Below are 24,811 nucleotides of genomic sequence, written 5' to 3'. Positions count from 1 at the left end.
ATGAAATGAGAGAAGCCATGGCGACCGTAAAACTGCTTTCCGACGACGAACTCTCGGCCGAGGCGCGCGCCGTCTTCGAGGACATCCGTTCGACGCGGAAGTCGGACTTCATCAACAATTTCTGGCGCGCGCTCGCGCATGATCCGAAGACCCTGCGGCGGACCTGGGAAAGCATCAAGGAGGTGATGGCGCCGGGCGCGCTGGATCCGAAGGTCAAGGAAATGCTCTACGTCGCGGTCTCGGTGGCCCATGGTTGCAGCTACTGCATCCATTCGCACACCGCAGCCGCCCGCGCCAAGGGCATGACCGACGCCGAGTATCAGGAAATGCTGGCGATCGTCGGCATGGCGGCCGAGACCAACCGGCTGGTCACCGCGCTCGGCGTGCCGGTGGATGAAGCGTTCCTTGTCGGTGCACCGGCCGGACGAAGCCAGGAGCCGTAACGGCCCAGCACTGCGTCACTTGTCCAGCCAAACGTCTTCGAACCGCAGATTGTTGTACTGGCTGTTGTCGTGCGGATGAAAGTTCTTCACGTAAGGCTGCCAGCAATTGCCGGCCGATGAGTGCAGGATGACCGGCCGCGCGGCGTCGTCGACCAGCAGGCGCTCGATGTCGAACACGATCTTGCGGCGCTTGTCCTTGTCGACCTCGCGCGACTGCGCGGCGAGCAATTTATCGACCTCGGCGTTGCAATACTGGGTGTAGTTGCGCTCCGAATTGCAGGAGTAGTTCTCGACAAGATTGCCGTCGGGATCGTCGACGCTGACGCCGGTGACATTGAGGCCGATGGTGTAATCCTTGCGCTGCAACCGCGAGTACCAGCGCGGCGTGTCGAGGATATCGAGTTCGGCCACGATGTAGATCTTCTTGAGCTGGTCGGCGAGGATCACTGCCGGGTCGCGATAGGTCGGAAGGTTGCGGGTCTGGATCTTGATCGACAGCGGCTTGGCGTCGCTGTAGCCGAGTTTCTGCATGATCGCCTGCGCGTCGGCGAGGTTCTTCTCGGTATCGGGGCCATAGCCCATCAGCGTCGACAACATCTCCGGCGGCATGCCCCATTCGCCCTCGGGCTTGGCCTGCATCGCGCCGCCGAGCCGCCCGGTACCTTCGAACAGGATCGAGTTGAAGGCCTTGCGATCGAGCGCCAGCGACATCGCCTTGCGGATCTCCGGATTGTCGAACGGCGGATTGACGCGGTTGACCAGGAGATTGATCTGCAGGTTGGTCGACGTCATCTCGCAGATCGCATTCGGCGCGCGCGCCTTGACGTCCTTCATCAGGGGAATGCTGACGTCGGACGGAAACGTGATGTCATAGTCGCCGGTCGCAAACGCCAGCATGCGGGTGGCGCGGCTGTCGATCGAGCGCACCGTGATCTCGTCGAGATACGGCCGGTCCTTCTTGAAATAGTCGGGGTTGCGGACGAGACGGATCGAATCGCCGCGCCCGAACTCGACGAATTTGAACGGGCCGGTGCCGATCGGTTTGGTGCGCATCACCTGCTGCGGCACGTGGCAGGGATAGACCACCGAGAAGGCGCTGGCGAGCAGCGCCAGGAGGCCGGGCTGCGGCTCGGTCAGCTCGAAGGTCGCCTCATCGTCGCCATTGACGCTGACGTCCTTCAGTTTGGAGTACCAGACCTTGCGCGGATTGCGCTTGAAGTCCGTGGCCTTGGAGTCCTGGGTCTCGCTCTTGCCGATCAGCATCCGCCAGGTGCATTGCACGTCCTTGGCGGTGAACGGCTGGCCGTCATGCCATTTCACGCCGTGATGCAGCTTGAAAGTGAGCTTCGTGTTGGTGGAATCCCACGACCAGCTCTCGGCGAGATCGGGGATCACGGTGTCGATGCTTTCATGCACCTTGGCCGGATCGAACACCACGAGGTTGTTGAAGACCGCCGCGAACGGCATCACCGAGGCGATGGTGGATTCCTCGAGCAGCGAGGTCGAGGGCGGGTTGTCATTGTGATAGAGCCGCAGCGTGCCGCCCTTCTTCTGCGCCGATGCAGGGCCCGCAGCGATTGCAGCGACGCCCAACGCCATGATGCACGCGGCCAATCTCAACGACATTCTCGCCTCCCGGAATTCTTGTTGTTTTTGTCGATTGCAGGCAGTCGATCACAATGCCCGGTGCCTCGCAATGACAGCGAACCCGGATCATTGCCGGCTGCGCGCAGCGCAGAGCGAGACCGCCCAAACTCCGAAAAGTGGGCGGCAGGAACAGGCCCATGCGGGTCGTCTCGGCGATCCGACCCGCCGTTTCGACCGGCCACCGCAGTGTCCCGTCACGGGGAATTGGGGTTGGATGCGACCTCGAAATTGGCTACACGTTTCTCCGCCGAGAACCTCGGACCGTTTGAGGACTGGAAATGACCTATTGCTGCGGAATTCTGGTGCGCGACGGCCTCGTCATGATCGCCGACACCCGCACCAATGCCGGCCTCGACAACGTCTCGACCTTCCGCAAGCTGCACATCTTCGAGAAGCCCGGCGAGCGCATCATGGCGATCGCCAGCGCCGGCAATCTCGCGATCAGCCAGTCGGTGCTGTCGACCCTGACCGAGGGTATGGAAGACCCGCACACCGGCGAGCTCGAGACGCTGATGAATGCGCCGACCATGTTCCAGGCGGCGCAGCGGATCGGCCGCGCCATCCGCTCAGTGCACGCCACCGAGGGCGAGGCGCTGCGTTCGGAGGATATCTCGTTCGACGTGTCGTTCCTGTTCGGCGGTCAGATCAAGGGCTCGCGGATGCGCCTGTTCATGGTCTACACCGCGGGCAACTTCATCGAATGCACCACGGACACGCCCTATTTGCAGATCGGCGAGCACAAATACGGCAAGCCGGTGCTCGATCGCGCCATGCACTACGACGTCGAGCTCTATGAGGCGCTCAAGACCGGCCTGATCTCGATGGATTCGACGATGCGCTCCAACCTCGGCGTCGGCCTGCCGATCGACGTGCTGGTGGTGCGCACCGACGTCTGCGAGGCAGACCTCAACCACCGCATCGAGGCCGGCGAGCCCTATTTCCACGATCTGCGCTCGCGCTGGTCGGCGGCGCTGCGCGCGGCGCACCAGAACATTCCACGCCCGCCCTACAAGAACGAAACCGAAGCAAAACCAAGTAAGAGGGAACTGAGAGATGACCGAGGCAACCCGCAAGATCGCACTCGTGACCGGCGCCGGCACCGGCGTCGGCCGCGCCGCATCGCTCGCCTTGATGGACAAGGGCTACACCGTGGTGCTCGCCGGCCGCCGCATGGAGATGCTGGAGGAGACCGCCAAGCTCGGCCCCGCCGGCAAGAGCCTGTGCGTCTCGGCCGACATGGCCAACCCCGCCGCGATCGCCGCGCTGTTCGACAAGGTGAAGGCGACCTATGGCCGGCTCGACGTGCTGTTCAACAACGCCGGCATGGGCGCGCCGCCGGTCAATTTCGAGGATCTGCCGCTCGAGCAGTGGCAGGCCGTGGTCAACACCAACCTCACCGCGCCGTTCCTGTGCACCCAGCACGCCTTCCGCATCATGAAGGACCAGACCCCGCGCGGCGGCCGCATCATCAACAACGGCTCGATCTCGGCGCATGCGCCGCGGCCGTTCTCGGCGGCCTACACCTCGACCAAGCACGCCATCACCGGCCTGACAAAAGCCTCCAACCTCGACGGCCGGATGTATGACATCGCGGTCGGCCAGGTCGATATCGGCAACGCCGCGACCCCGATGACCGATCGCATGGTCAACGGCCCCGGCGTGCTGCAGCCGGACGGCACCACCAAGCACGAGCCGCGCATGGATGCGAAGGCGGTCGGCGATGCCGTCGCCTACATGGCCGGCCTGCCGCTCGATGCCAACGTGCTGTTCATGACAGTCATGGCGACCAAGATGCCGTTCGTGGGACGGGGCTGATCTTCCCCAGCTGCCCGCGTGCGGCAGGGCTATCACGATCGCATGGCCGGGCTTGTCCCGGCCATCGCGCTGCAGGGGCACGGTCAAAATATCGAAAACAACCCCATGCAAAGTGCCGGCGGCTGCCGGCGTCCGATCGGACGACTTGACACGTCGGGCAAATCAGCCTTATATTTCTATTATTCCGAAAATCGCAGCCGAATCTCCACCGGAGACGGTGAGAGGACAGCTCGCGGAGAGTCCCCCTCGCCCGGATCGCATTCTGCTTCGCTCCATGCGATCCGACCTCTCCCCGCAAGCGGGGCGAGGTGGAGATCCAGAGCTTTCATCACCGTCATTGCGAGCGAAGCGAAGCAATCCATCCAATCCCACGGGGAAAAATGGATTGCTTCGTCGCTTCGCTCCTTGCAATGACGGTGGGTAGAACCCGCCCTACTCCAGCTTCTCGACATCCCGCAGCGTCGGGAACAGCTTCATCCAGAGCAACGCGACGGCGACGGTGGCGACGCCGCCGAGCACGGCTGACGGTACGGCGCCGAGCAGCGCCGCGGTGACGCCGCTCTCGAACTGGCCGAGCTGGTTCGAGGCGTTGATGAACAGGAAATTGACCGCGCCGACCCGGCCGCGCATCTCGTCGGGGGTCGCGAGCTGCACCAGCGAGAAGCGGATCACGACACTGATCGTATCGGCCGCGCCGAGCACCGCGAGCGCCAGCGCCGACAGCCACATCCAGTGCGACAACGCGAACACCACCGTCGCCACGCCGAACACGATCACCGCCTGGAACATGCGTAATCCCACGCGGCGGTTGATGGTGTGCCGCGCTAGCACCATCGTCATCAACAGCGCGCCGACCGCGGGCGCCGCGCGCAAGATGCCGAGGCCGAGCGGGCCGGTCTGCAGGATGTCGCGCGCATAGATCGGCAGCAGCGCAGTGACGCCGCCGAACAGCACCGCGAACAGATCGAGCGAGATGGTGCCGAGGATCGCCGGATTACTGCGCACGAAAGTGACGCCGGCAAACAGATCATCCGACACCTCGCCGTTCTTCGCCGCCGCCCGCTGCAGCCGGCCGATGCCGCCGGTCAAGAGCGCGCCGAACAGCCAGAACACCATCATGATGCCGTAGGGCGCGCTCGGCATCAGCGCGTAGGCAAAGCCGCCGAGCGCGGGGCCGGTGATGGTCGCGACCTGCGCTGCGCCGCTCGAGATCGCAGTCGCCCGCTGCAGCGAACCTTGCGGGGCGATCAGCGGCAACAGCGCAGCGGTCGCCGGGCTCTCGAACGCGCCGGCGATGCCGAGCACGAAGGTCGCAATGAAGATCTGGATCTCGGAGATGGTGCCGGCAAACGTGCTTCCTGCGAGAAACAATGCGGTCAGCGCCTCCGCGACCTGGCAGGCCTGCACCACGCGCTTGCGCTCGAAGCGGTCGGCAGCGTGGCCTGCGACGAACACCAATAGCGCCGTCGGCAGGAACTGGACCAGCCCGACCATGCCGAGGTCGAAGGCGCTGCCGGTCAGGTCATAGATCTGCCAGCCGATCGCCACCGCGCCGATCTGGCTGGAGAAGCGCGACAGGCTGCGCGACGACAGGAAGAACAGGAACGGTCTGTGGCCGAGCAGGTCGCGGGCGCCGACCGAGGTGACGGAGGACATGGGTGATTGCGTGGCCGAGCGCCTGCAACTTGTCAATGGAGAGGACGCGAACGCGCAACAGCATTGCGCTGCGCGGGGCCCCCACCCATAATCGCCTGAGAGTTCTTGGGGGCGTGATGCTGCAGTTGCAATCGGCGTTCGGCGTGGTGGCGTTGCTCGTGATCGCCTGGGTGTTGAGCGAAAATCGCAGCATGGTGTCGCTGCGGCAGGCGGCGATCGGGCTCGCGGTCACCATCGCGACCGCGCTGGTGCTGATCAAGGTGCCGCTCGTGACGCAGGCCTTCGGCGTGATCAACGATGCCGTCGGCACCATCGCCGCTGCGACGCGGGCCGGCACCGCTTTCGTGTTCGGTTACGTCGGCGGCGGCCCGGCGCCGTTCGATCCGAAGGCGCCCGGCTCCGATTTCATCCTCGCCTTCCAGGCGCTGCCGATCGTGCTGGTCATGAGCGTGCTGACGACGCTGCTGTTCTATTGGCGCGTGCTGCCGCCCATCGTGCGCGGCATGGCCTGGCTGCTCGAGCGTACGCTTGGCGTCGGCGGCGCGGTCGGGCTCTCGACTGCGGCCAACATCTTCCTCGGCATGGTGGAGGCGCCGCTGTTCATCCGCCCCTATCTGGCGCAGCTCAGCCGCAGCGAATTGTTTCTGGTGATGACCGGCGGCATGGCCGGGATTGCCGGCACCGTGCTGGTGCTGTACGCGACCTTGCTTGCGCCGCTGATCCCCGACGCCGCCGCTCATTTCGTCATCGCCTCGGTGCTCGGCGCGCCGGCCGCCATCCTGGTCAGCCTGATCATGGTGCCGGAAACCTCCGATAAACGCACCGGCGGATCGCTCGACGACCCCGATATCCAGGTCTCGTCGACGATGGACGCGATCGTGAAGGGCACCGCCGCGGGGCTCGAGCTCCTGATGAACATCATCGCGATGCTGCTGGTGCTGGTCGCGCTGGTCTATCTTGCCAACAAGATCGTCGGCCTGCTGCCGGAAATCGGCGGCGCGAAGATCTCGCTGCAACGCCTGCTCGGCTATGTCATGGCGCCGGTGTGCTGGCTGATGGGCCTCCCTTGGCCGCAGGCGATCACGGCCGGCAGCCTGATGGGCACCAAGACCGTGCTGAATGAGCTGATCGCCTATGTCGATTTGTCGAAGCTCGGCCCCGACGCGCTCGATCCGCGCTCGCGCCTGATCATGCTCTACGCGATGTGCGGCTTCGCCAACTTCGCGAGCTCGGCATCATGATCGGCGGCCTCGGCATCATGGCGCCGACGCGGCGCGACGAGATCAACGCGCTCGGACTGAAGTCGATCGTCTCGGGCACGCTGACGACCTGCCTGATGGGCGCGATCGTGGGGGCGATGACGTGACTTTCCGTCATTCCGGGGCGGCGCAAAGCGCCGAGCCCGGAATCCATCAGGCCGCAACACGCGTGGGGAAATGGATTCCGGGCTCGCGCTGCGCGCGCCCTCAGGTGCACAATTGCGCACCGGGGAATGCCAGGGCCTACGCCTTCAATTCCACCGTCTTGAACTCGGCCGGCAGGATCACCTCGAGCAGCTCGACGTCGTCGGAATAGTCCAGGATCATGTGCCGGATGCGCGGCGGCTGGGTCCAGGCGCTGCCTTCCTTCATCAGCGTCTCGCCCTCGCCTTCCATGTAGGTCTTCACCCAGCCCTTGAGCACATAGACCATCTGGAAGTCGACGTCGTGGAAGTGCAGCTTCGACACTTCGTCCGGATTGCACGGGCCCTGCAATCGGATCACATGCGCCTGGGCGAGGCCATGCGAGGCGGCCGATATGCCGAGGTCGCGGTACTTGGCGTAGGCGCGCAGGCCGTCGGCCTTGAAGTCCTCCTCGCGGTGATGGCTGATGGCGACGCGCTGCTTGGGCCGCGCCTTGCTTGCCGCTTTCGGTGCGCTCTTCTTCGCCGCCGAGACACGGCCCTTGGACTTGATGGTCTTGCGCGCGGACAATTTGGCGGGCGCCTTCTTGGCGCCGCCGCCAAGTCCCGACCATTTCTTCTTCACCGCGGTCTTGGCTGCGGATCTCGATGCCGTCTTCTTGGCCATTGTTCGCCTCCCGTCTTTTCTGGCAGACGGAGGCTAACACAAGTCGCGCCGCGCGAGGTGGGCAAAGGCGCATCGCCGCGCCTTGCCCCCTTGCCTTGCCCCTCAGCGGATCAATGCAGCCGGAACACGCCGTCGACGCGCGCAGCTCGGCCGGCTTGACCAGCTTGGAATGCGCCACCGTCACCGAGAACAGCGGGCCCTCGAGCTTCTGCTGCCAGAAGGCGAGGAAATCCTGCAGCGCCGGAAATTTCGGAAACAGGTCGTAGTTCTGCCAGACATAGGTTTGCAGCAACGAGGGGTGATCCGGCATCCGATAGAGGATTTGCGCCGTCGTCAGCCCATACCCCAGCAATTGCTTCCTGAAATCGTCGGAAACAACCCCACCAACTCGCGAGACCATGCCAACCTCCTGTGACGGAGCGCATTCACGTGGTGGCCGACCTCCCCGCCGGACCACCGGCAATGGATACGCTCACATGAGAGAAATGTGACGCACGCGACTAACCCATCTCAAGCCTAAATGTTTAAAAGGTTGTTGAAATTTCGTGCGTTGGCAGCAGCTTACCGCATCTGCTAATAGCTGCGGCGCGCCCAAAAGGAGCTACGGGAGCGGCATTAAGCATGCCGAAATGATCCCGATATCCTTCTGGCAACCGACACTTACGAGTGCCAATTTTTCTGCTAGAGGCACTTGCCCGCCGCCAAGGCTTGGCCTATCTCCTGCCCAACCAGTCTGGCACTCGCTGGATTGGACTGCTAAAACTCCAAAAATCTACAGCATCCGCAAATGTTTAGGAGGACTGCATGAAATTCCGTCCGCTTCACGACCGCGTCGTGGTTAAGCGTATCGACGCCGAAGAGAAGACCGCTGGCGGCATCATCATTCCGGACAGTGCCAAGGAAAAGCCCTCGCAGGGCGAAGTCATCGCCGTTGGCCCAGGCGGCCGCGATGAAGCCGGCAAGCTGATCCCCATCGACGTCAAGGTCGGCGACCGCGTCCTGTTCGGCAAGTGGTCGGGCACCGAGGTCAAGATCGACGGCGAAGACCTGCTGATCATGAAGGAAAGCGACATCATGGGCGTGCTCGACGTCCCCGCTTCCAAGAAGAAGGCGGCCTAAGCGCCTCCCTCCCTCCCAGTAATTCTCTCAAGGAAAAACTCAGATGGCAGCTAAAGAAGTCAAATTCTCCGTCGAGGCGCGCGACAAGATGCTGCGCGGCGTCGACGTTCTCGCCAACGCGGTGAAGGTCACGCTCGGTCCGAAGGGCCGCAACGTGGTGCTCGAGAAGTCGTTCGGCGCTCCCCGCATCACCAAGGACGGCGTCACCGTCGCCAAGGAGATCGAGCTCGAGGACAAGTTCGAGAACATGGGCGCCCAGATGGTGCGCGAAGTCGCCTCCAAGTCCGCTGACGCGGCCGGCGACGGCACTACCACGGCGACCGTGCTCGCCCAGGCGATCGTGAAGGAAGGCGCCAAGTCGGTCGCCGCCGGCATGAACCCGATGGACCTGAAGCGCGGTATCGACCTCGCAGTCGAAGCCGTCGTTGCGGACCTCCAGAAGAACTCGAAGAAGGTCACCTCGAACGAGGAGATCGCCCAGGTCGGCACCATTTCGGCCAACGGCGATGCCGAGATCGGCAAGTTCCTCGCCGACGCCATGAAGAAGGTCGGCAATGAGGGCGTGATCACGGTCGAAGAAGCCAAGTCGCTCGAGACCGAACTCGACGTCGTCGAGGGCATGCAGTTCGACCGCGGCTACATCTCGCCCTACTTCGTCACCAACGCCGACAAGATGCGCGTTGAGATGGACGACGCCTACATCCTGATCAACGAGAAGAAGCTCTCCTCGCTGAACGAGCTGCTGCCGCTGCTCGAGGCCGTGGTGCAGACCGGCAAGCCGCTGGTCATCGTCGCTGAAGACGTCGAAGGCGAAGCCCTCGCCACCCTCGTCGTCAACCGCCTGCGTGGCGGCCTGAAGGTCGCGGCCGTCAAGGCTCCGGGCTTCGGCGATCGCCGCAAGGCCATGCTGCAGGACATCGCGATCCTGACCGGCGGCCAGGCCATCTCGGAAGACCTCGGCATCAAGCTCGAGAACGTCACGCTGCAGATGCTCGGTCGCGCCAAGAAGGTGATGATCGACAAGGAAAACACCACGATCGTCAACGGCGCCGGCAAGAAGGCCGACATCGACGCCCGCGTTGCCCAGATCAAGGCGCAGATCGAGGAGACCACCTCGGACTACGACCGTGAGAAGCTGCAGGAGCGTCTCGCCAAGCTCGCGGGCGGCGTCGCGGTGATCCGCGTCGGCGGCGCGACCGAAGTCGAGGTGAAGGAGCGCAAGGATCGCGTTGATGACGCGATGCACGCGACCCGCGCGGCTGTCGAGGAAGGCATCGTCCCGGGCGGCGGCGTCGCCCTGCTCCGTGCCTCCGAGCAGCTCAAGGGCCTGCGCACCAAGAACGACGACCAGAAGACCGGCGTCGAGATCGTGCGCAAGGCGCTGTCGGCTCCGGCTCGCCAGATCGCGATCAACGCCGGTGAAGACGGCTCGGTCATCGTCGGCAAGATCCTGGAGAACAAGGCCTACAACTACGGCTTCGACTCCCAGACCGGCGACTACGCCGACCTCGTCAAGAAGGGCATCATCGACCCGACCAAGGTCGTCCGTACCGCGATCCAGAACGCTGCCTCGGTTGCCGCGCTGCTGATCACGACGGAAGCGATGGTTGCCGAGCTGCCGAAGAAGAACGCCGGCGGCCCCGCGATGCCTCCGGGCGGCGGCATGGGCGGCATGGACTTCTAAGTCCAGCCACCCAAGGCAATCCACGAAATGCAAAACCCCGGCAGCGATGCCGGGGTTTTTGTTTTGGGGGGGTCATCATTCCCAGGCACGCGAAACGTGAGCCCCGGAGTGACGAGTGCCCGCTCACTCCGTGCGCGCCGCGACCGGTCCCTTGTCGGTCCAGTCAGGCGGCACGCCCGCGCTGTCGCCGACCATGCCGATGAGACCGGGCGCGCGTCCGAACGCTTCGCATGCCGGATATTTCGGGGCGCCGCCGAGCAGGAAGCCGAGCCGCTGCATCGAGGGCATCGAGGGCACGCCGCCGAACGGCGTCACGCCGGTGACCAGCATCTGGCTGAAGTCACCGCCGAATGATGCCGCAAGGCCGTACGCATCGCCCTCCTCCGACATCCGCCCGGTGTCGAACGCATTGGCAGCACGGCCCCAGACCATCGCCGCCTTCTGCTGTCCGGACGTATCGCGCGCCTCGGCTTCAAGCGACAGGCTGCCGAGCCCGACCGGAATGCGCGGAACCGGCACCGGCACGCCGGGCAGCAGAATCGTCTTCGCGACCGACACCCCCTTGGAGACGCCAACCGCGGTCGGGTCGGTCGGCACCACGTGGGTAATGACGGCCTGGACAGTCAGGTCGGCCGGCTCCGACGCAACCACGTAGAAGCGTTCGCTCAGGCCCGCACACAAGGCGCGGTCCGCGGCGTTGGTGACGAGCTTGCGCTGCGCGGCCGTGAACGGCGCCGGCGTCTTCTCGGAGAACACGGTGGGGATGATCCGGATCGTCTTCGCTGCCAGCACCTCGTCCTTGCTCACGCGCAGCTGCGACCGGGTCAGCATTCCGTCCGATTGCACCATGTTGTCGTAGGAGCGAAGCGAGCCGGCCTGATCCAGCGTGGCCGTCGCGCAGCCCGAGACCAACAGCCCGAGCAGGCTCGCCGCCGCCCAGCTGCGGAGCTGCATCCTCCGCCCGCTCACGAATCCGTTTGCCGCCGGAATCCGTTTGATCCAGCATACGCGCGAGCAGGTTGTCATTGAGGCACCACGGACTTACACTTGGTGTAATTATTACACTCGGTGTAATTATCGTGTTGGGCGGTTTTATGGCGCGACCGCCGGCTGCGACCGGAAGACGCATGTCCGACCGCGCTGCCATGTGCGTTGACGCCGACGGCCAGACGAACCCGAGGCCGCGACGTGCTTTTGCCCCGATTGCCTGTTCGTGAGAGAAGCGGCCGATGCCCGATACACTGACGAAAACCCGGACGCCTGCAAAGGAAGGCCTGCGCGAGCGCAATCGCCGCCAGACGCTGCAACGCATCGCCGATGCCGGCATGGAGCTGTTTCTGGCCAACGGCTTCGAGGCGACGACGCTGGATGAGATCGCGGCGGCGGCCGGCATCTCGCGCCGGACCTTCTTCTATTATTTCAAGAGCAAGGACGACATCCTGCTCGCGCATATCGCCACCTATGACGACGCGCTCAGGGCATCGATCCGCGACCATGCCGCCGTCGCGCGCCGATCGACGTCGTCCGTGAGGCCCTGCTGGAGGTGTCCGCCCGCTTCCAGACCGCGCGAACCGTCGCGATCTCACGCCTGATCCGCGAGAGCGACGTGCTCAGCTCCCGCAGACACCGGAACGACCTGCACCGCGAGCAGGTCATCTACGACATGCTGTGCGAATTGTGGCCGGCCAAGGATCGCCGCGACCGCCTTCGCCTGGTCGCGATGGCTTCGAGCGGCGCACTGCGCATTGCGGTCGACGCCTGGCTCGAGCAGGGCGGCAAACGCCAGCTCACCAAATTCGTCCAGGACGCATTCGCCAATCTGAAGGCCGCGATCTGAGCGGCCCTCCCGTCATTCCCCGGTGCGCAATTGCGTACCGGAGAATGACGCAAGGTAAGTCCGTCTTCCCGTCCCCACCTCACCCGCTGCGCGCGACATCCTGAAAGCAGCCGCGCAGCCAGTCGATGGTGACGCGCGTTGCCGCATCGCGCTTGAGATGGTTCTGCACCAGCAGCCAGACGTCGCGCCGCTTCGGCAGCAGCGTGGCGCGCAGACGGCGGTCGGTCAGCAGGTCCACACAGCTATGTTCCGGTAGCACGCCGACCGCGTGATGCGACTGGATCAGCTTGTGGATGATACGGACATTGTCGGTGACGCAGCGCGCGCGAAGCCGTCTGGCGCGCAGGAACTGCATCTCGGGAATTGCTCCGAGCTCGTCCGGATAGGCGCAGGTCACCGCCTCTCCCGTTGTCGTCGCGGTCGGCTCGAAGAAATACAGCCTGACCTCGGCGAGCTTCGAGATCGCAAAGTCGCCCTTGTCGGGCTTGCGCAGGCGGATCGCGAGGTCGGCTTCCCAGCGCGAGAATTTGACGTTGTCGCTCGAGGTGAGGAATTGCAGCGTGAGGCCCGGATTGGCGCGCAGCAATGCGCCGGTGCGCGGCGCCAGCACTTCCTCGGCGATCGCGTTGGTGGAGGCAATGCGCAGCCGGCCGACCGGCCCGGGCAGGCTTTCGCCGACCCGGCCGATCTCCTCGGCATGCGCGGCCATCGCCTGGACATGTGCGAGCACCACGTCGCACTGCCGGGTCGGCTTGCGGACGCCGTCGGCGGCCTCGAACAGCCGCAGCCCAAGCGCGCGTTCGATCCGCGCCAGGCGGCGGCCGACCGTGGTCTCGTCGATGCGCAGCCGCGCGCTGGCGCCGGCATAGGTGCCCTCGTCCCTGACCGCGGCGATGATGCGAAGGTCGTCCCAGTTCATGGCGGCAGGCTACATCCGAGTTGGCCTGCCTGCAATAACGCAGCCACCGGCTGCAATATCCCTGCATATCGGCAGGCCGCTCCGCGGCTATATTTCAGCCACCCCATCTCGTGGAGACCAGGACCATGTCGTCAGCCAAAACCTTGATGCAGCTTGCCGGTATCGATACCACCCCGCCGCGCCTCGGCGATGCCTGCCTGGTGCTGATCGACATCCAGAACGAATATCTCGCGGGTCCCCTGGCCCTGCCCGATGCCAGCCCCGCGATCGCCCGCGCCACCGCATTGCTCGGTCGCGCACGGGAAAGCGGCGCCAAGATCATCCACATCGCGCACAAGGGAGCGCCGGGCAGCCTGTTCGATCGCGACGCGGAGCGCGGCGCGATCGTCGCACCGCTCAAGCCGCGGCCCGGCGAGATCGTGATCGAGAAGCAGTTGCCGAACGCCTTCGCCGGCACCGACCTCAATGCGCAGCTTGCCGCGACCGGCCGCAAGGAGCTGGTGCTGGCCGGCTTCATGACGCATATGTGCGTCAGCTCGACCGCGCGTGCCGCGCTCGATCTCGGCTTCCGCACCACCATCGACGCCGAGAGCTGCGCCACCCGCGACCTGCCCGACGGCAAGGGCGGCACGATTGCAGCAAGGCTCGTTCACGACGTCGCGCTCGCCGAGCTGTCCGACCGCTTCGCAATCATCGCCCGCGGCAACGCGCTCGCCTGAGATCACCATCATGCTTGAACTTTATTTCTCGCCGATGGCCTGCTCGCTCGCCAGCCGCATCGCATTGATGGAGGCCGGAATCGAGGCGCGCTACCACCTCGTGCAGCTCTGGACCAAGAAGCTGCTGGAGGACGATGGCGACTTCCGCGCGGTCGCACCGAAGGGCGCGGTGCCGGTGCTGGTGCTCGAGAACGGCGAGCGCCTGACCGAGAGCGCGGCGGTGCTGCAATACATCGCGGACCGCAAACCCGAGCTCGGCCTGACGCCGCCGCCCGGCGATCCGGATCGCTACCGCCTGCAGGAATGGCTGAGCTTCATCGGCACCGAGATCCACAAGGGCTTTCTGTTTCCGACCTTCTGGTACAAGGACGACGCATCGCTTGCCAAGCCGCGTGCCAGGATCGGCCAGACCTTGTCGGTGCCGTCGGCGCATCTGGCGGACCGTGAATTCCTGGTCGGCGACCGCTTCACGGTCGCGGATGCGCACCTCGCCTGGGCCCTGCTGCTGCTCCGCGCCGCCGGCGTCGACGTCGCGCAATGGCCGTCGCTGGCGGCCTATCTCGCGCGCATCCAGGCACGGCCGCAGGTCAAGGCCGCGGTCGGCATCGAGACGCAATTGTGGAAATCGCTCGCCGCGTGAGCGAGGCGCGCGTCATCCGGGGCTACTGGAACGCGACCTCGGCGAAGCTGCGCAGCTTGCGCGAATGCAGCCGCTCGGATTCCTGCTGCTTGAGCCGCTCCAGCGCTTCAGGCCGATCTGAAGGTGCTGGCCGACGCGCTGGCGATAGAACTCGCTCGCCATGCCCGCCAGCTTGATCTCGCCATGCAGCGGCTTGTCGGAGACGCACAGCAGCGTGCCGTAGGGCACGCGGAAGCGGTAGCCGTTGGCGGCGATCGTCGCCGATTCCATGTCGAGCGCGATGGAGCGCGACTGCGACATCCGCCGGATCACCTGCGGCCCGCTGATCTCCCAATTGCGATTGTCGACGCTGGCGACCGTGCCGGTCCGCATCAGCCGCTTGAGCTCGAACCCGGTGAGCCCGGTCACCTCGCCGACCGCCTCCTCCAGCGCGACCTGCATCTCCGCCAGCGCGGGGATCGGCACCCACAGCGGCAGCTCGTGATCGAGTACGTGATCCTCGCGGACATAGCCATGGGCCAGCACGTAGTCGCCGAGCCGCTGCGTGTTGCGGAGGCCCGCGCAATGCCCGATCATCAGCCAGGCATGCGGCCGCAGCACCGCGACGTGATCGGTGATGTTGCGCGCATTCGACGGGCCGATCCCGATATTGACCAGCGTGATGCCGCGGTAGCCGGGCTCGACGAGATGAAACGCCGGCATCTGCGGCACGCGCTCCGATGCGGTGCCCATGGTGCCGCCGCCTGCCAGCGCGCTGCGCGTGATCAGATTGCCGGGCGCGACGAACGCCTCGAGGCCTTCCTCGCCCGCCGCGAGGCGCTGCAGGCTCGATTGTGCGAAGGCGTCGACATAGAACTGGTAGTTGGTGAAGATCACGAAATTCTGGAAATGCTCGGGGTCGGTGCCGGTGTAGTGATAGAGCCGGCGCAGCGAGTAATCGACCCGCGCGGCGCGGAACAGCGCCAACGGCTCCGGCGTGCCCGGCGTCAGTTCGAACGTGCCGTCGGCAATCGCGTCGTCCATTGCCGCGAGATCGGGCGTATCGAACACGTCGCGCAGCGACCTTGTGAACGCCGAACTGTCGGCGATGGTCAGCGCCGCCTCGATGTTGATGTCGCGCCGGTAGGCGAAATGGATCGGAATCGGCTCGCTGGACTCCCCGATCTCGACCGCCACGCCGTGGTTCTTGATCAAGAGCCCGATCTGCTCGGTCAGATAGGTCCGGAAGATGTCCGGCCGCGTGATGCTGGTCTCGTGGATGCCTGGTCCCGCGACGAAGCCGTAGGCCAGCCGCGAATCGAGCCGCGCATGCGACGAGGTCGTGATGCGGACGAAAGGATAGTGCGCCCGCACCCGCGTCGTGATCACGGCGCCGTTGACATAGGCCTCGAAGCGATTGCGCAGGAAGCCGGTGTTGCGCTCGTAGATTTCTTCGAGGCGAGCAACGGCGGCTGCGGCATCGGTGAAGGCTTCCGTCGTTATCGGCGGTGGGGTTTCGATGAGGGGCGTGGGAGACATGTTCGCTTTGCACCAGATCCGTTGCCGAGCCGGGACTCGCTTGGGATCACCGCAGTATAGCGACAATAGTCTCGAGTTCCAGATCGGCGCTGGTCGCGCCCGGCCGCCCTATTCGGCCTCGCGCGGCGGCAGCGCGCAGAGTTCGGACCGGGTCAGGAACCTGCGTTCGCGCCCGTTGTCGAGCGAGAACATCCCGCCGCGGCCAGGAATGACGTCGATGATCAGGTCGGTATGCTTCCAGACCTCGTACTGCGAACCGCTGATGTAGAACGGCGCGCCGCCGATCTCGCCGAGCTTGACGTCGTGCATGCCGATCAGGAATTCACCTTGCGGGTAGCACATCGGCGACGAGCCGTCGCAGCAGCCGCCCGATTGATGAAACAGCACCGGCCCATGGTCGGCGACGATCTCGGCAAGCAGTTCGAGCGCAGCTGGCGTCGCCGTTACCTTGTCAGCCATCCCGGCCTCCGTGATGGGAGCTCCGGCGGGGCATCGGCCCGCCGGAGGTCGTCGTGTCGGTCCACAGCGCGTGAGCTATGGCCTCAGAAGAAGCCGAGCTTCTTCGGGCTGTAGCTGACCAGGATGTTCTTGGTCTGCTGGTAGTGGTCGAGCATCATCTTGTGCGTCTCGCGGCCGATGCCCGATTGCTTGTAGCCGCCGAACGCCGCATGCGCGGGATAGGCGTGATAGCAATTGGTCCAGACCCGGCCGGCCTGGATGGCGCGGCCGAACCGGTAGCAGCGGTTGGCATCGCGGCTCCAGACGCCGGCACCGAGACCGTAGAGCGTGTCATTGGCGATCGACAGCGCTTCCTCGTCGTCCTTGAAGGTGGTCACCGACACTACCGGCCCGAATATCTCCTCCTGGAAGATGCGCATCTTGTTGGTACCCTTGAAGACGGTCGGCTTGACGTAGTAGCCGCCCGAGAGCCCGCCGCCGAGATTGTTGCGCTCGCCGCCGGTCAGGACCTGCGCGCCCTCCTTCTTGCCGATGTCGATGTAGGAAAGGATCTTCTCGAGCTGCTCGGAGGACGCCTGCGCGCCGATCATCGTGGTCGGATCGAGCGGGCTGCCCTGCGTGATCGCCTCGACGCGCTTGAGCGCACGGTCCATGAACTTGTCGTAGATCGATTCCTGGATCAGCGCACGGCTCGGACAGGTGCAAACCTCGCCCTGGTTGAGCGCGAACATCACGAAGCCTTCGATCGCCTTGTCGAAGAAGTCGTCGTCTTCGGCGCAGACGTCCTTGAAGAAGATGTTGGGCGACTTGCCGCCGAGTTCGAGCGTCACCGGGATCAGGTTCTGCGACGCATATTGCATGATCAGCCGGCCCGTCGTGGTCTCGCCGGTGAAGGCGATCTTGGCGATCCGGTTCGACGATGCCAGCGGCTTGCCGGCCTCGAGGCCGAAGCCGTTGACGACGTTCAGCACGCCCTTCGGCAAGAGATCGCCGACCAGTTCGAGCCAGACCAGGATCGAGGCCGGCGTCTGCTCGGCGGGCTTCAGCACGACGCAGTTTCCGGCAGCAAGCGCGGGCGCCAGCTTCCAGGTCGCCATCAGGATCGGGAAATTCCAGGGGATGATCTGGCCGACCACGCCGAGCGGCTCGTGGAAATGATAGGCCACCGTGTCGTGGTCGATCTCGGAGAGCGAGCCTTCCTGCCCGCGGACCACGCCGGCAAAGTAGCGGAAGTGGTCGATCGCCAGCGGAATGTCGGCGGCCGTCGTCTCGCGGATCGGCTTGCCGTTGTCCCAGGTCTCGGCGGTCGCGAGCTTGTCGAGATTGGCCTCCATCCGGTCGGCGATCCTGTTGAGGATCAGCGCGCGCTCGGCCGGGCTGGTCTTGCCCCAGGCATCCTTGGCCGCATGCGCGGCATCAAGCGCCGCCTCGATATCCGCGGCATCAGAGCGCGGAACTTCGCAGACCGGCAACCCGGTCACCGGCGAGATGTTGTCGAAATACTTGCCGGAGCGAGGCTCGCGCCATTCGCCGCCGATGAAATTGCCGTAGCGCTTGGCGAACGGCGCCTTGAGCACGGACTGCATGTCCATCCTGTTCATGTGTTCCTCCGTTGGCACGCCGATGCACACGGCGTTGGCCGAAACGGTCGGTCAAATCGGGCAAACAGAACAGGTGCCCGCGTCAGGTGCAGGCGGGAACTGTCGCAAATCTGAGACAGGATGCACCGCAAATCGCCATCGGCGCGTCTCGCCCCGGGCGGCCGGACCCTGCTCTTGCAAGATTACCTAGCGGTGCAGACCGAGCAGCTTCAGCTTGCGATGCAATGTCGCGCGGGACATGTCGAGATCCTTGGCGGCCCTGGATACGTTGCCGCCGGCCCGCGCCAGCGCACGCTGCAACACCGCGCGTTCTGCGGCAACGAGGTCGCCATTGTCGCGCGTCTCGCCGATCAGATCGGCAGCCGGCAGCGGCCGCGCCAGCGATGCCGCGGTGAGGCCCAACGCACGGCGCGCCGCACGCGTCGCACCGATCACGAGGTCGTCGCGATCGACCGCCAGCAGCGAGTTGACCGCGCGCTCGCTTTGCGGCGTCAGCAGAATTCGGGCGTCGGGAAACGCCCGCCGAAAATTCTCGGCCTCGATCGCACGTGCGGCGTCGATCGCCGTGGTCGCTATCAGCCGGGAGAATCCTCGCGTCAGGTCGGCGCGGCAGGAGGAGACGTCAAGCGCGGCAGCCAGTTCGCCGTGCTCGTCGAAGATCGGCGCGGTGGTGCAGAACAGGCCGGAATTCCGCGTGAAGAAGTGCTGCTCGCGATCGATCGACAGCGGCCGCTTTTCGACGATGCAGGTGCCGATGCCGTTGGTCCCCTCGTATTTCTCGCTCCAGACCGCGCCGGTCCACAGACCCCACGTGTTGAACGTCGCATCATCGGCGTCTGCGCCGCGTCGGTCGACCACGACGCCGTCGCGGTCCGCGAGCAACACGGAACACCCCACCCCGCCGACGGCAAGAAACAACCGGTCGAGCGTGGCCTGGGCGACCGTCAGCAGTTCACCGAGACGCTGCTGCGCAGCGGCGACCTCGACCTCGTTGAGACGATGAGACGGCAGACGGGATGCGGGATCGAGTGCATGCAGATGGCCGGAGCGACGCCACGACGCCGACAAGTCGGATGGCGCTCCGCCTCCGGAAAGCACGTCGAGAACCTTGTCCGTGTGCACGATATCCGTCGAGCGGCTCATGCTTTCCTCCATGCTCCCAAGGTTCTGCGAACCCGCGGGAGCGCGGCGCTGTTGGCTCAGGCACCCCTATATTTGGTAGACTATAACGTGCCCCAAGCCCTTTCAAGCGACCCCGTCATTGCGATACCAAGGCTAGTATATCCCGCTAGCCACAATGCATTTTGCGCAAGGTCAATCGCCACATCGGCGCCGGGCGCCGCGGCACGACGGCGGGGCAGTCCAAAGGGGCTCGGGGACTCGGCGTCCCTCCGGGACAATGCGCTTACTGGATCCGCGCGAGCACCGCTAGGCGGCGGATGCCCTTGTTGCGGTAGGCATCGAGGAACGCGTAATAGTCCTTGAACGAGACGCAGCCGTTGGAATCGCCGTTCGGGCCGAGCATGAAGGTGTGCGCGAGCAGGCCGACGCGGTTGAAGATCTTGCCCTCGCCGCCGATCGGATTGAGCCGCAGCGCCGGCACGCCGTGGAACAGCGCCTCGCGCGGCTTCAGCTCGTAAATGTGCGGCGGCGTCACGCCGACCATCTTCAGATGCGACGACCTGGGATCGTCGAGCCTCGAGCCGAGACCCGAATGCGCTTCGAGGCGCGTGCCGTCGGGCAGATACACGGTCCTGGCCGAGATGTCGTACACCGCGGTCTGGCGGTCATAGGGCGGCGAGCCGCCGAGCATCGGGTTCTGGTCCAGCGTCGACGGAATGCTGCCGGTGACGTTGGCATCGGCGGAGGCAAACGACAGCAGCCCGCCGCTCGACTCGCGCTTGCCCCACAGCTTCTCGACCATGGTCTGCCGCTCGCTCGATGCGATCGACATCACCGCGGCCTTGGCGCGCGCGGCCATGTCGCGGACGCCGCCGGATTTCGCGGCCTGCTTGGCCTCGGCCGGCTTCGCTTCAGCGCCCTTCTCGGTTGCCTTGGGCTGAACGTTGGCGGTGGGATCGTTGAGCGCCACCTGCAGATTGGCGGCGGCTTGCTTCTTGGCGGTTTCGACCGATTTCGGCGCCGGCAGCGGCTTCGTTGTCTCGGCGAGCTCCGCCGTGGCCACCGCCCTCGCCGTCGCAACGACCTTGGGTGCGGCGGCCTGCTTGATCGGGTCGATCTGCGGTGCGGCGTCGGCCACGACGCTGGACGCGACGCCCTCGGGCGAGGCGGCTGCAAACCGATCGTTAAACATAAGCGAAGGCGCCGCGGCTTCCGACTTCGCGACCTCGGTCTTTGCCGGAGCCACCGGCGCCGGCGTCACGGACGCGAACACCTCGTTGAACGCGGGTGCCGGGCGGGTCGCGACCGCCACGGGCCGCTTGACCACCGGCGCATCGAACGACGCATTGCCGACCGACGGATAGACATTCGCCGCGAAGATGTTGGCGTAGACGGTCCAGGCGCAGCCAAGGACCAACGCAGCAACGGCGGCGCTGCCAAAGAAATGCTGCGGAAGAATCTTTCGGGAGGATTTCTTGCGGACCGGCGCCCCAAGAACATACGCACTCGCACTCGTACCCATACGCCCGACGCTCAAAACAGGTCCACCTTTGTCCCCACACTGGATCTGCCGAACGATGTCTCGGCGTAACCGTAGCGCAGGGGGCACAGACGGCCATTAAGGCGACTTTTAGTTAAATGCCGCTTAACTGGGCGCATCCCCTGCAGCGCAGGGAAGTGCCTGTGGCGTAGGGCTTTTTTAAGATGACATTGGACCGCCAAAACGGCTTTTTTGTCCCATGATGGGACATCCCGCAGGCTGCTCCGCCACCGCCTGCCGGGATGAATCCTAGGGAGAATTTCCTTGCCGATCGCCCCGTAATCGCGCGGGGATCGAGCAAAAACCATCTCTCAATAGGCGAGCTTCGGATACCAGTCCGCGCCGCGCCCCTCGCGCGTGGTGTCGAGCAAAGTCCACAGCGGATCCAGGTCCGGCGCACCACGCGGGTCCTGGCCGGGGTCCATCGTGCCGGCACCCATTTCGCCGGCCCAGAAATGCCGGATCGTGCCGCCATCGCGCGTGAAGACGTTGTAGCCGGGTAGGTCGTCGTCATCCCTGCTGACATAGTCGCGGGTGTAATCGCCCGACGCATCCGAATAGACCTTGTGGCGGGTCCAGCCGCGCGCCCGCTTCGCCTCGATCAGCCGTGCGATCGGCGAGCGCGCCACGAACACCAGCGACACGCGCTGCTCGATATCAGGCAGCTTCTCCTCCCATGTGCCCATGAACGATGTGCACATCGGACACGGCTTCTCGCGCTGCGGGCCGAACATGTAGCTGTAGATGATGAGGGTCTGCTTGTTGCCGAACAGGTCGGTGAGCGACGCCGCGCCGGACTCGCCGGTGAATGCATAGGTCCTCGTCACCTCGCCGCCCGGCGGCAAGGCACGGCGCAGCTCGGCGACGCGCGCGATGTGCCGGCGCAGCTCGATCTCTTCGACAAGCAGCGCCTGGCGCGCCCGGCGATACTCGGCACTCTCGTTGGGAAAGCGCCTGGTGTTGGTGCTGGCGAGCTCGGCGGCCGGCTTGAGGACGGAACTGGTCATGGTTGGAACCTCGCGTGGTTGACGGGCTCCCTGGAAGACGACCCGGACCCGGACGATCCGACACTCAACGGCGACGATCTTATTGCAGTTCCGGCGGCGGCGAGCGGTCCAGGACGTCGCCCTTTGCGCCCTCAAGCAGATCGAACGCGTAGGTCTCGATGACCAACGGCCCACGCATGCGTTTGGCCTCGCCCACTGTCTCGACGCGGGCGAAATTGTCGCGCATCGCGGCCGGGATCTCCTGCTCGACCTCATGCACATACAGCAGCTTGCCTGACAGCTGCGCCGGGCTCGGCTCTGACATGTTGACCCAGCGAATGCGCTGGCCCTGCTGGGCGACGCAGGTACCCTTGGGGAGATAGAAGGCCAGCCAGCCGGTGGTGCCGTAGTCCGGCGCCAGCACGCAGCTCGCACCGGACCGCACCCGCGCCGCCTCGATCTCATCAGCGAGTTCCTGCCAGCCGACACCGACGCTGCGCACGGTGGCGTCGCGGCGGTAACCCGAGAGCATGCCGGTATTGGCCTGCACGATCAGCAGCGCGAACAGCACGACGCCGGTGGGCGCGGCCCAGCGGCGGCAGAAATCGATCGTGCGCTGCTCGCGCGGCGCCCACTGCACCTGGATCGCGGCGACCGCAGCCGCCACGGCGAAGGCCGGATAGACCGGCGCGAACCAGTTGGCCTCGACCCGCGCATGCAGCGCGTGCCAGGTGAAGTAGACCACGATGGTCCAGAACATGGTGTTGACCAGCACCCGTGCCGGCATCGCGCCGGCGCGGCGCCGGTACAGCGCATAGAGGCCCATCACGCCGAGGATGAAAACCAGCGGCGTTGCGAACGCAAACTGCGTCGGGATCAGCTCGGCGATGTAGTTCGGCCGGAAATCCTCGATCCGGGCGCGGCCCATCTGCTTGATGAACGACACCCATTGGTGATCGGCATTCCAGAGGATGACCGGCGCAAACAGGCCGGCCGCAACCAGACCGCCGAGATAGAGCCAAGGCGAGAGATACCAGCGCCGCAGCTTCGGCACGACAGAAAGCCAGATCAGGATCGCGGGACCGAAAAACAGTGCCGTGTATTTCGACAGCAGCGCCGCACCGGCGCTGACGCCGACCGCGAGCCACCAGGCGCCGCGGCCGCTCTCCAGCACCTTCGCCAGCGCGTACAGCAGGAAGCTGGACGCAACCAGCAGCGGCGCATCCGGCGTCACGATCAGCGTGCCGACGGCGGCCATCAGCGTGACGTTGAGCAGGATGGTCGCGCTAGCGGCGATGCGCCGGCCGCCGAACAGGATCTCGGCCGCGCGGTAGATCGCCCAGCTCATCGGCAGCGCGAGCAGGATCGAGACGAGGCGCACGCCAAACGGCGTATCGCCGGCGATCATGGTGCCGAGCCGGATCACCACCGCCACCATCGGCGGATGATCGTAATAGCCGCCGGCGAGCGACTTCGACCACATCCAGTAATAGGCTTCGTCGAAGGTCAGCGGCGTCCATGCGGCGGCGGCCAGCCGCAACACGACCAGCGCGCACACCGCAAGGGCGGTGTTCCGGGCCAGCCGCGCCTCAGTTGCGTTCATGCCACCGTCATCGCTTGCGCCAGACGAACAGCCCGGACATCGCGTAGTTCCACACCACGCCCATCAGCGCGCCGGCCGCGCCCGCAAGCCACCAGATCGGTTCCTGATCGTAGACCGAGAACGCGACGCCGACATTGGCCAGCAGGCCGACGCTGCAGACCAGATAGAACAGCAGCAGGCCGCGCAGGATGCCAAAACCTTTCAACCGCTGATCGCGATAGGTCAGGAAATTGTTGAGGATGAAGTTGCTGGTCATCGCAACGATCGCGCCGGCGGCCTGGGCCTCCGGGAATGGCGCCTTGAACAGTTCCAGCGCGATGAACAATACTGTGAGATGCACCAGCAGGCCGAGCCCGCCGACCGCTGCGAACAGGATGAAGCGCAGCGAGATCAGGTCGTTGGTCAGCTTCGCCAGCACCAGGCCGAGGAAGTCCAGCGCGACCATCGAGTCGAGCTTGCTCTCGCCATGCTGGCGGGCACCGAATGTGTAGGGAATCTCGACCGTGCGCAGCTTGCCCTCTGCCGTGGCCACCACGTCGAGCAGGATCTTGAAGCCCTGGGTCGAGAGCTGCGGCGCGAGCTGCTCGAAACGGTCGCGGCGGATCATGAAGAAGCCGCTCATGGGATCGGCGACCTCGACCTTCAGCGTGCGGCGCGCGATCTCGGTGGCGAAGGCGCTGGCGCCGGCGCGCTGCTTGTTGAAGCCGTCGGCCTTGTAGCCCTCGATGTAGCGGCTGCCGACCACGAGCTCGGCCTCGCCGCTCTGCAGCAGCCCCAGCATCTTCGGGAGCTGGCTCTCGTCATGCTGCAGGTCGGCGTCCATGACAGCGGCAAAGGGCGCGCTCGAGGCCAGGATGCCCTCGATGCAGGCGCCGGACAGGCCGCGCCGGCCGATTCGGCGGATGCAGCGCACGCGGGAGTCCTTCCGCGCCAGCGCGCGCACCACGTCCCAGGTTCCGTCGGGCGAATTGTCATCGACGAAGATGACTTCCCACGGCACGTCCTTCAGGGTCGCGTCGAGCCGGCGGTACAGCACCGTGACATTGTCGCGTTCGTTGAAGGTCGGGACCACCACCGAAAGCTGCGGCAGACCTGCTGCCTGCGACGCGGTTTCGGGGCTGAGCTTGATGGCGTCATTCATGAGCGCCAGCGTATAGCCGCAGCCTCCCCCGCTGCCAAGGCGGGCCGACCCAAACGCGGTCTCGGGAAGCGGGAAAACGGGGCAAAACACCCCTGAAAATGCCAACGACCACGAACAAGGGGCGCGCGTACATCCGGCGCAGCCGACATTGCCGTGGTCGTCCCAGCGCCGGAGCCCTTAAGCTGCAACGTCGCCGTTATGAGCCAGATAGGAAGTCCCCATGCGGTTCGCAAGGGGCAATCTGCACAACGGGCGCTAGTTGTTCGGGACTTCCCGGATCACCGGGCCGCGCG

The 24,811-nt window shown here is 65.3% G+C and carries 20 protein-coding genes and 4 pseudogenes; 10 read left to right on the top strand and 14 right to left on the bottom strand.

Features of this window, described 5'->3' with window-relative positions:
• The first annotated feature begins 17 nt into the window (after positions 1 to 17).
• Positions 18 to 443: a carboxymuconolactone decarboxylase family protein gene (locus ALC15_RS00115; RefSeq protein ID WP_050625545.1), complete on the top strand. Its 426-nt coding sequence runs from the start codon at positions 18 to 20 to the stop codon at positions 441 to 443.
• Positions 444 to 458: 15 nt separating this feature from the next.
• Here the strand turns inward: ALC15_RS00115 and ALC15_RS00110 are convergent, their stop codons facing one another.
• Positions 459 to 2,069: an ABC transporter substrate-binding protein gene (locus ALC15_RS00110; RefSeq protein WP_050625544.1), complete on the bottom strand. Its 1,611-nt coding sequence runs from the start codon at positions 2,067 to 2,069 to the stop codon at positions 459 to 461.
• 299 nt (positions 2,070 to 2,368) lie between these two features.
• On the opposite strand from ALC15_RS00110, the pseudogene ALC15_RS45760 reads away from it, so the two are divergent.
• A pseudogene (locus tag ALC15_RS45760) lies at positions 2,369 to 3,121 on the top strand (proteasome-type protease); the annotation flags it as partial.
• Positions 3,122 to 3,143: 22 nt separating this feature from the next.
• A complete protein-coding gene (locus tag ALC15_RS00095) occupies positions 3,144 to 3,905 on the top strand; it encodes an SDR family oxidoreductase (protein WP_050625541.1) in 762 nt (253 codons plus the stop codon).
• A 432-nt stretch (positions 3,906 to 4,337) separates the two neighbouring features.
• Here the strand turns inward: ALC15_RS00095 and ALC15_RS00090 are convergent, their stop codons facing one another.
• Positions 4,338 to 5,561 carry an MFS transporter gene (locus ALC15_RS00090; RefSeq protein WP_050625540.1) on the bottom strand — a complete coding sequence of 408 codons (1,224 nt, stop codon included), beginning with the start codon at positions 5,559 to 5,561 and terminating at the stop codon, positions 4,338 to 4,340.
• Positions 5,562 to 5,677: 116 nt separating this feature from the next.
• On the opposite strand from ALC15_RS00090, the pseudogene ALC15_RS00085 reads away from it, so the two are divergent.
• Positions 5,678 to 6,927: pseudogene (locus tag ALC15_RS00085) on the top strand (NupC/NupG family nucleoside CNT transporter).
• Positions 6,928 to 7,063: 136 nt separating this feature from the next.
• Here ALC15_RS00085 and ALC15_RS00080 read toward each other — a convergent pair.
• Both ALC15_RS00080 and ALC15_RS41240 read right to left on the bottom strand, forming a co-directional pair.
• The gene (locus tag ALC15_RS00080; RefSeq protein ID WP_050625539.1) at positions 7,064 to 7,630 is read right to left on the bottom strand and encodes a cupin domain-containing protein; all 567 of its coding nucleotides are present in this window, start codon (positions 7,628 to 7,630) and stop codon (positions 7,064 to 7,066) included.
• A 110-nt stretch (positions 7,631 to 7,740) separates the two neighbouring features.
• Positions 7,741 to 8,030 (bottom strand): annotated as a pseudogene (locus ALC15_RS41240) (usg protein).
• A 404-nt stretch (positions 8,031 to 8,434) separates the two neighbouring features.
• On the opposite strand from ALC15_RS41240, the gene groES reads away from it, so the two are divergent.
• Together groES and groL are read left to right on the top strand one after the other, a co-directional pair.
• Positions 8,435 to 8,749, top strand: a complete 315-nt coding sequence (gene groES / locus ALC15_RS00075; protein WP_021077770.1) for a co-chaperone GroES — start codon at positions 8,435 to 8,437, stop codon at positions 8,747 to 8,749.
• A 43-nt stretch (positions 8,750 to 8,792) separates the two neighbouring features.
• The gene (gene groL / locus ALC15_RS00070) at positions 8,793 to 10,433 is read left to right on the top strand and encodes a chaperonin GroEL (protein ID WP_050625538.1); all 1,641 of its coding nucleotides are present in this window, start codon (positions 8,793 to 8,795) and stop codon (positions 10,431 to 10,433) included.
• Positions 10,434 to 10,556: 123 nt separating this feature from the next.
• Here the strand turns inward: groL and ALC15_RS00065 are convergent, their stop codons facing one another.
• Positions 10,557 to 11,387 carry a DUF3313 domain-containing protein gene (locus tag ALC15_RS00065; RefSeq protein WP_050625537.1) on the bottom strand — a complete coding sequence of 277 codons (831 nt, stop codon included), beginning with the start codon at positions 11,385 to 11,387 and terminating at the stop codon, positions 10,557 to 10,559.
• Positions 11,388 to 11,662: 275 nt separating this feature from the next.
• Here ALC15_RS00065 and ALC15_RS45755 point away from each other — a divergent pair, with 275 nt between their 5' ends.
• Both ALC15_RS45755 and ALC15_RS45750 read left to right on the top strand, forming a co-directional pair.
• On the top strand, positions 11,663 to 12,025 hold the full coding sequence (locus ALC15_RS45755; protein ID WP_167350122.1) for a TetR/AcrR family transcriptional regulator: 363 nt from the start codon (positions 11,663 to 11,665) through the stop codon (positions 12,023 to 12,025).
• Entirely contained in the window at positions 11,977 to 12,270 is a 294-nt protein-coding gene (locus tag ALC15_RS45750; RefSeq protein WP_244485888.1) for a hypothetical protein, read from the top strand. The genes ALC15_RS45755 and ALC15_RS45750 overlap by 49 nt, the downstream gene beginning before the upstream one ends.
• 79 nt (positions 12,271 to 12,349) lie before the next feature.
• Here the strand turns inward: ALC15_RS45750 and ALC15_RS00055 are convergent, their stop codons facing one another.
• Positions 12,350 to 13,189 (bottom strand): LysR family transcriptional regulator, encoded by an 840-nt coding sequence (locus ALC15_RS00055; RefSeq protein ID WP_050625536.1) that lies wholly within the window; start codon positions 13,187 to 13,189, stop codon positions 12,350 to 12,352.
• A 125-nt stretch (positions 13,190 to 13,314) separates the two neighbouring features.
• On the opposite strand from ALC15_RS00055, the gene ALC15_RS00050 reads away from it, so the two are divergent.
• Positions 13,315 to 13,908 (top strand): cysteine hydrolase family protein, encoded by a 594-nt coding sequence (locus ALC15_RS00050; protein WP_050625535.1) that lies wholly within the window; start codon positions 13,315 to 13,317, stop codon positions 13,906 to 13,908.
• 10 nt (positions 13,909 to 13,918) lie between these two features.
• A complete protein-coding gene (locus ALC15_RS00045) occupies positions 13,919 to 14,548 on the top strand; it encodes a glutathione binding-like protein (RefSeq protein ID WP_050625534.1) in 630 nt (209 codons plus the stop codon).
• Positions 14,549 to 14,570: 22 nt separating this feature from the next.
• Here the strand turns inward: ALC15_RS00045 and ALC15_RS00040 are convergent.
• The 8 genes and pseudogenes from ALC15_RS00040 to ALC15_RS00005 all read right to left on the bottom strand — a co-directional run bounded on the left by ALC15_RS00040 (position 14,571) and on the right by ALC15_RS00005 (position 24,518).
• Positions 14,571 to 16,066: pseudogene (locus ALC15_RS00040) on the bottom strand (AMP nucleosidase).
• A gap of 108 nt (positions 16,067 to 16,174) precedes the next feature.
• Positions 16,175 to 16,525, bottom strand: a complete 351-nt coding sequence (locus tag ALC15_RS00035; RefSeq protein WP_050625533.1) for a DUF779 domain-containing protein — start codon at positions 16,523 to 16,525, stop codon at positions 16,175 to 16,177.
• Between the two features lie 83 nt (positions 16,526 to 16,608).
• Complete coding sequence (gene adh, locus ALC15_RS00030) at positions 16,609 to 18,117, bottom strand: aldehyde dehydrogenase (RefSeq protein ID WP_430649127.1); 1,509 nt, start codon at positions 18,115 to 18,117, stop codon at positions 16,609 to 16,611.
• A 195-nt stretch (positions 18,118 to 18,312) separates the two neighbouring features.
• On the bottom strand, positions 18,313 to 19,269 hold the full coding sequence (locus tag ALC15_RS00025; RefSeq protein ID WP_050625809.1) for a GAF domain-containing protein: 957 nt from the start codon (positions 19,267 to 19,269) through the stop codon (positions 18,313 to 18,315).
• A gap of 262 nt (positions 19,270 to 19,531) precedes the next feature.
• Positions 19,532 to 20,665 (bottom strand): DUF2778 domain-containing protein, encoded by a 1,134-nt coding sequence (locus tag ALC15_RS00020; RefSeq protein ID WP_347336261.1) that lies wholly within the window; start codon positions 20,663 to 20,665, stop codon positions 19,532 to 19,534.
• Positions 20,666 to 21,099: 434 nt separating this feature from the next.
• On the bottom strand, positions 21,100 to 21,795 hold the full coding sequence (locus ALC15_RS00015) for a DUF899 family protein (RefSeq protein WP_050625531.1): 696 nt from the start codon (positions 21,793 to 21,795) through the stop codon (positions 21,100 to 21,102).
• Between the two features lie 79 nt (positions 21,796 to 21,874).
• Positions 21,875 to 23,377 carry a glycosyltransferase family 39 protein gene (locus ALC15_RS00010; RefSeq protein WP_050625530.1) on the bottom strand — a complete coding sequence of 501 codons (1,503 nt, stop codon included), beginning with the start codon at positions 23,375 to 23,377 and terminating at the stop codon, positions 21,875 to 21,877.
• Positions 23,378 to 23,384: 7 nt separating this feature from the next.
• Positions 23,385 to 24,518 (bottom strand): glycosyltransferase, encoded by a 1,134-nt coding sequence (locus ALC15_RS00005; RefSeq protein ID WP_050625529.1) that lies wholly within the window; start codon positions 24,516 to 24,518, stop codon positions 23,385 to 23,387.
• Between the last annotated feature and the right edge of the window lie 293 nt (positions 24,519 to 24,811).

The sequence above is a fragment of the Bradyrhizobium viridifuturi genome (assembly GCF_001238275.1).
GTDB classification, from domain to species: Bacteria; Pseudomonadota; Alphaproteobacteria; order Rhizobiales; family Xanthobacteraceae; genus Bradyrhizobium; species Bradyrhizobium viridifuturi.
Note: the sequence above shows the minus strand (reverse complement) of the source record. Positions and strands in the feature narration are given on the sequence as shown.

Coding starts and splice junctions, on each gene's coding strand:
- ALC15_RS00065 (WP_050625537.1), bottom strand. CDS start 11,387: ATGCAGCTCCGCAGCTGGGCGGCGGCGAGCCTGCTCGGGCTGTTGGTC.
- groES (WP_021077770.1), top strand. CDS start 8,435: ATGAAATTCCGTCCGCTTCACGACCGCGTCGTGGTTAAGCGTATCGAC.
- ALC15_RS00050 (WP_050625535.1), top strand. CDS start 13,315: ATGTCGTCAGCCAAAACCTTGATGCAGCTTGCCGGTATCGATACCACC.
- ALC15_RS00005 (WP_050625529.1), bottom strand. CDS start 24,518: ATGAATGACGCCATCAAGCTCAGCCCCGAAACCGCGTCGCAGGCAGCA.
- ALC15_RS00095 (WP_050625541.1), top strand. CDS start 3,144: ATGACCGAGGCAACCCGCAAGATCGCACTCGTGACCGGCGCCGGCACC.
- ALC15_RS00115 (WP_050625545.1), top strand. CDS start 18: ATGGCGACCGTAAAACTGCTTTCCGACGACGAACTCTCGGCCGAGGCG.
- adh (WP_430649127.1), bottom strand. CDS start 18,117: ATGGACATGCAGTCCGTGCTCAAGGCGCCGTTCGCCAAGCGCTACGGC.
- ALC15_RS00025 (WP_050625809.1), bottom strand. CDS start 19,269: ATGAGCCGCTCGACGGATATCGTGCACACGGACAAGGTTCTCGACGTG.
- ALC15_RS45755 (WP_167350122.1), top strand. CDS start 11,663: ATGCCCGATACACTGACGAAAACCCGGACGCCTGCAAAGGAAGGCCTG.
- ALC15_RS00055 (WP_050625536.1), bottom strand. CDS start 13,189: ATGAACTGGGACGACCTTCGCATCATCGCCGCGGTCAGGGACGAGGGC.
- ALC15_RS00110 (WP_050625544.1), bottom strand. CDS start 2,069: ATGTCGTTGAGATTGGCCGCGTGCATCATGGCGTTGGGCGTCGCTGCA.
- ALC15_RS00035 (WP_050625533.1), bottom strand. CDS start 16,525: ATGGCTGACAAGGTAACGGCGACGCCAGCTGCGCTCGAACTGCTTGCC.
- ALC15_RS00080 (WP_050625539.1), bottom strand. CDS start 7,630: ATGGCCAAGAAGACGGCATCGAGATCCGCAGCCAAGACCGCGGTGAAG.
- ALC15_RS00045 (WP_050625534.1), top strand. CDS start 13,919: ATGCTTGAACTTTATTTCTCGCCGATGGCCTGCTCGCTCGCCAGCCGC.
- groL (WP_050625538.1), top strand. CDS start 8,793: ATGGCAGCTAAAGAAGTCAAATTCTCCGTCGAGGCGCGCGACAAGATG.
- ALC15_RS00015 (WP_050625531.1), bottom strand. CDS start 21,795: ATGACCAGTTCCGTCCTCAAGCCGGCCGCCGAGCTCGCCAGCACCAAC.
- ALC15_RS00010 (WP_050625530.1), bottom strand. CDS start 23,377: ATGAACGCAACTGAGGCGCGGCTGGCCCGGAACACCGCCCTTGCGGTG.
- ALC15_RS00090 (WP_050625540.1), bottom strand. CDS start 5,561: ATGTCCTCCGTCACCTCGGTCGGCGCCCGCGACCTGCTCGGCCACAGA.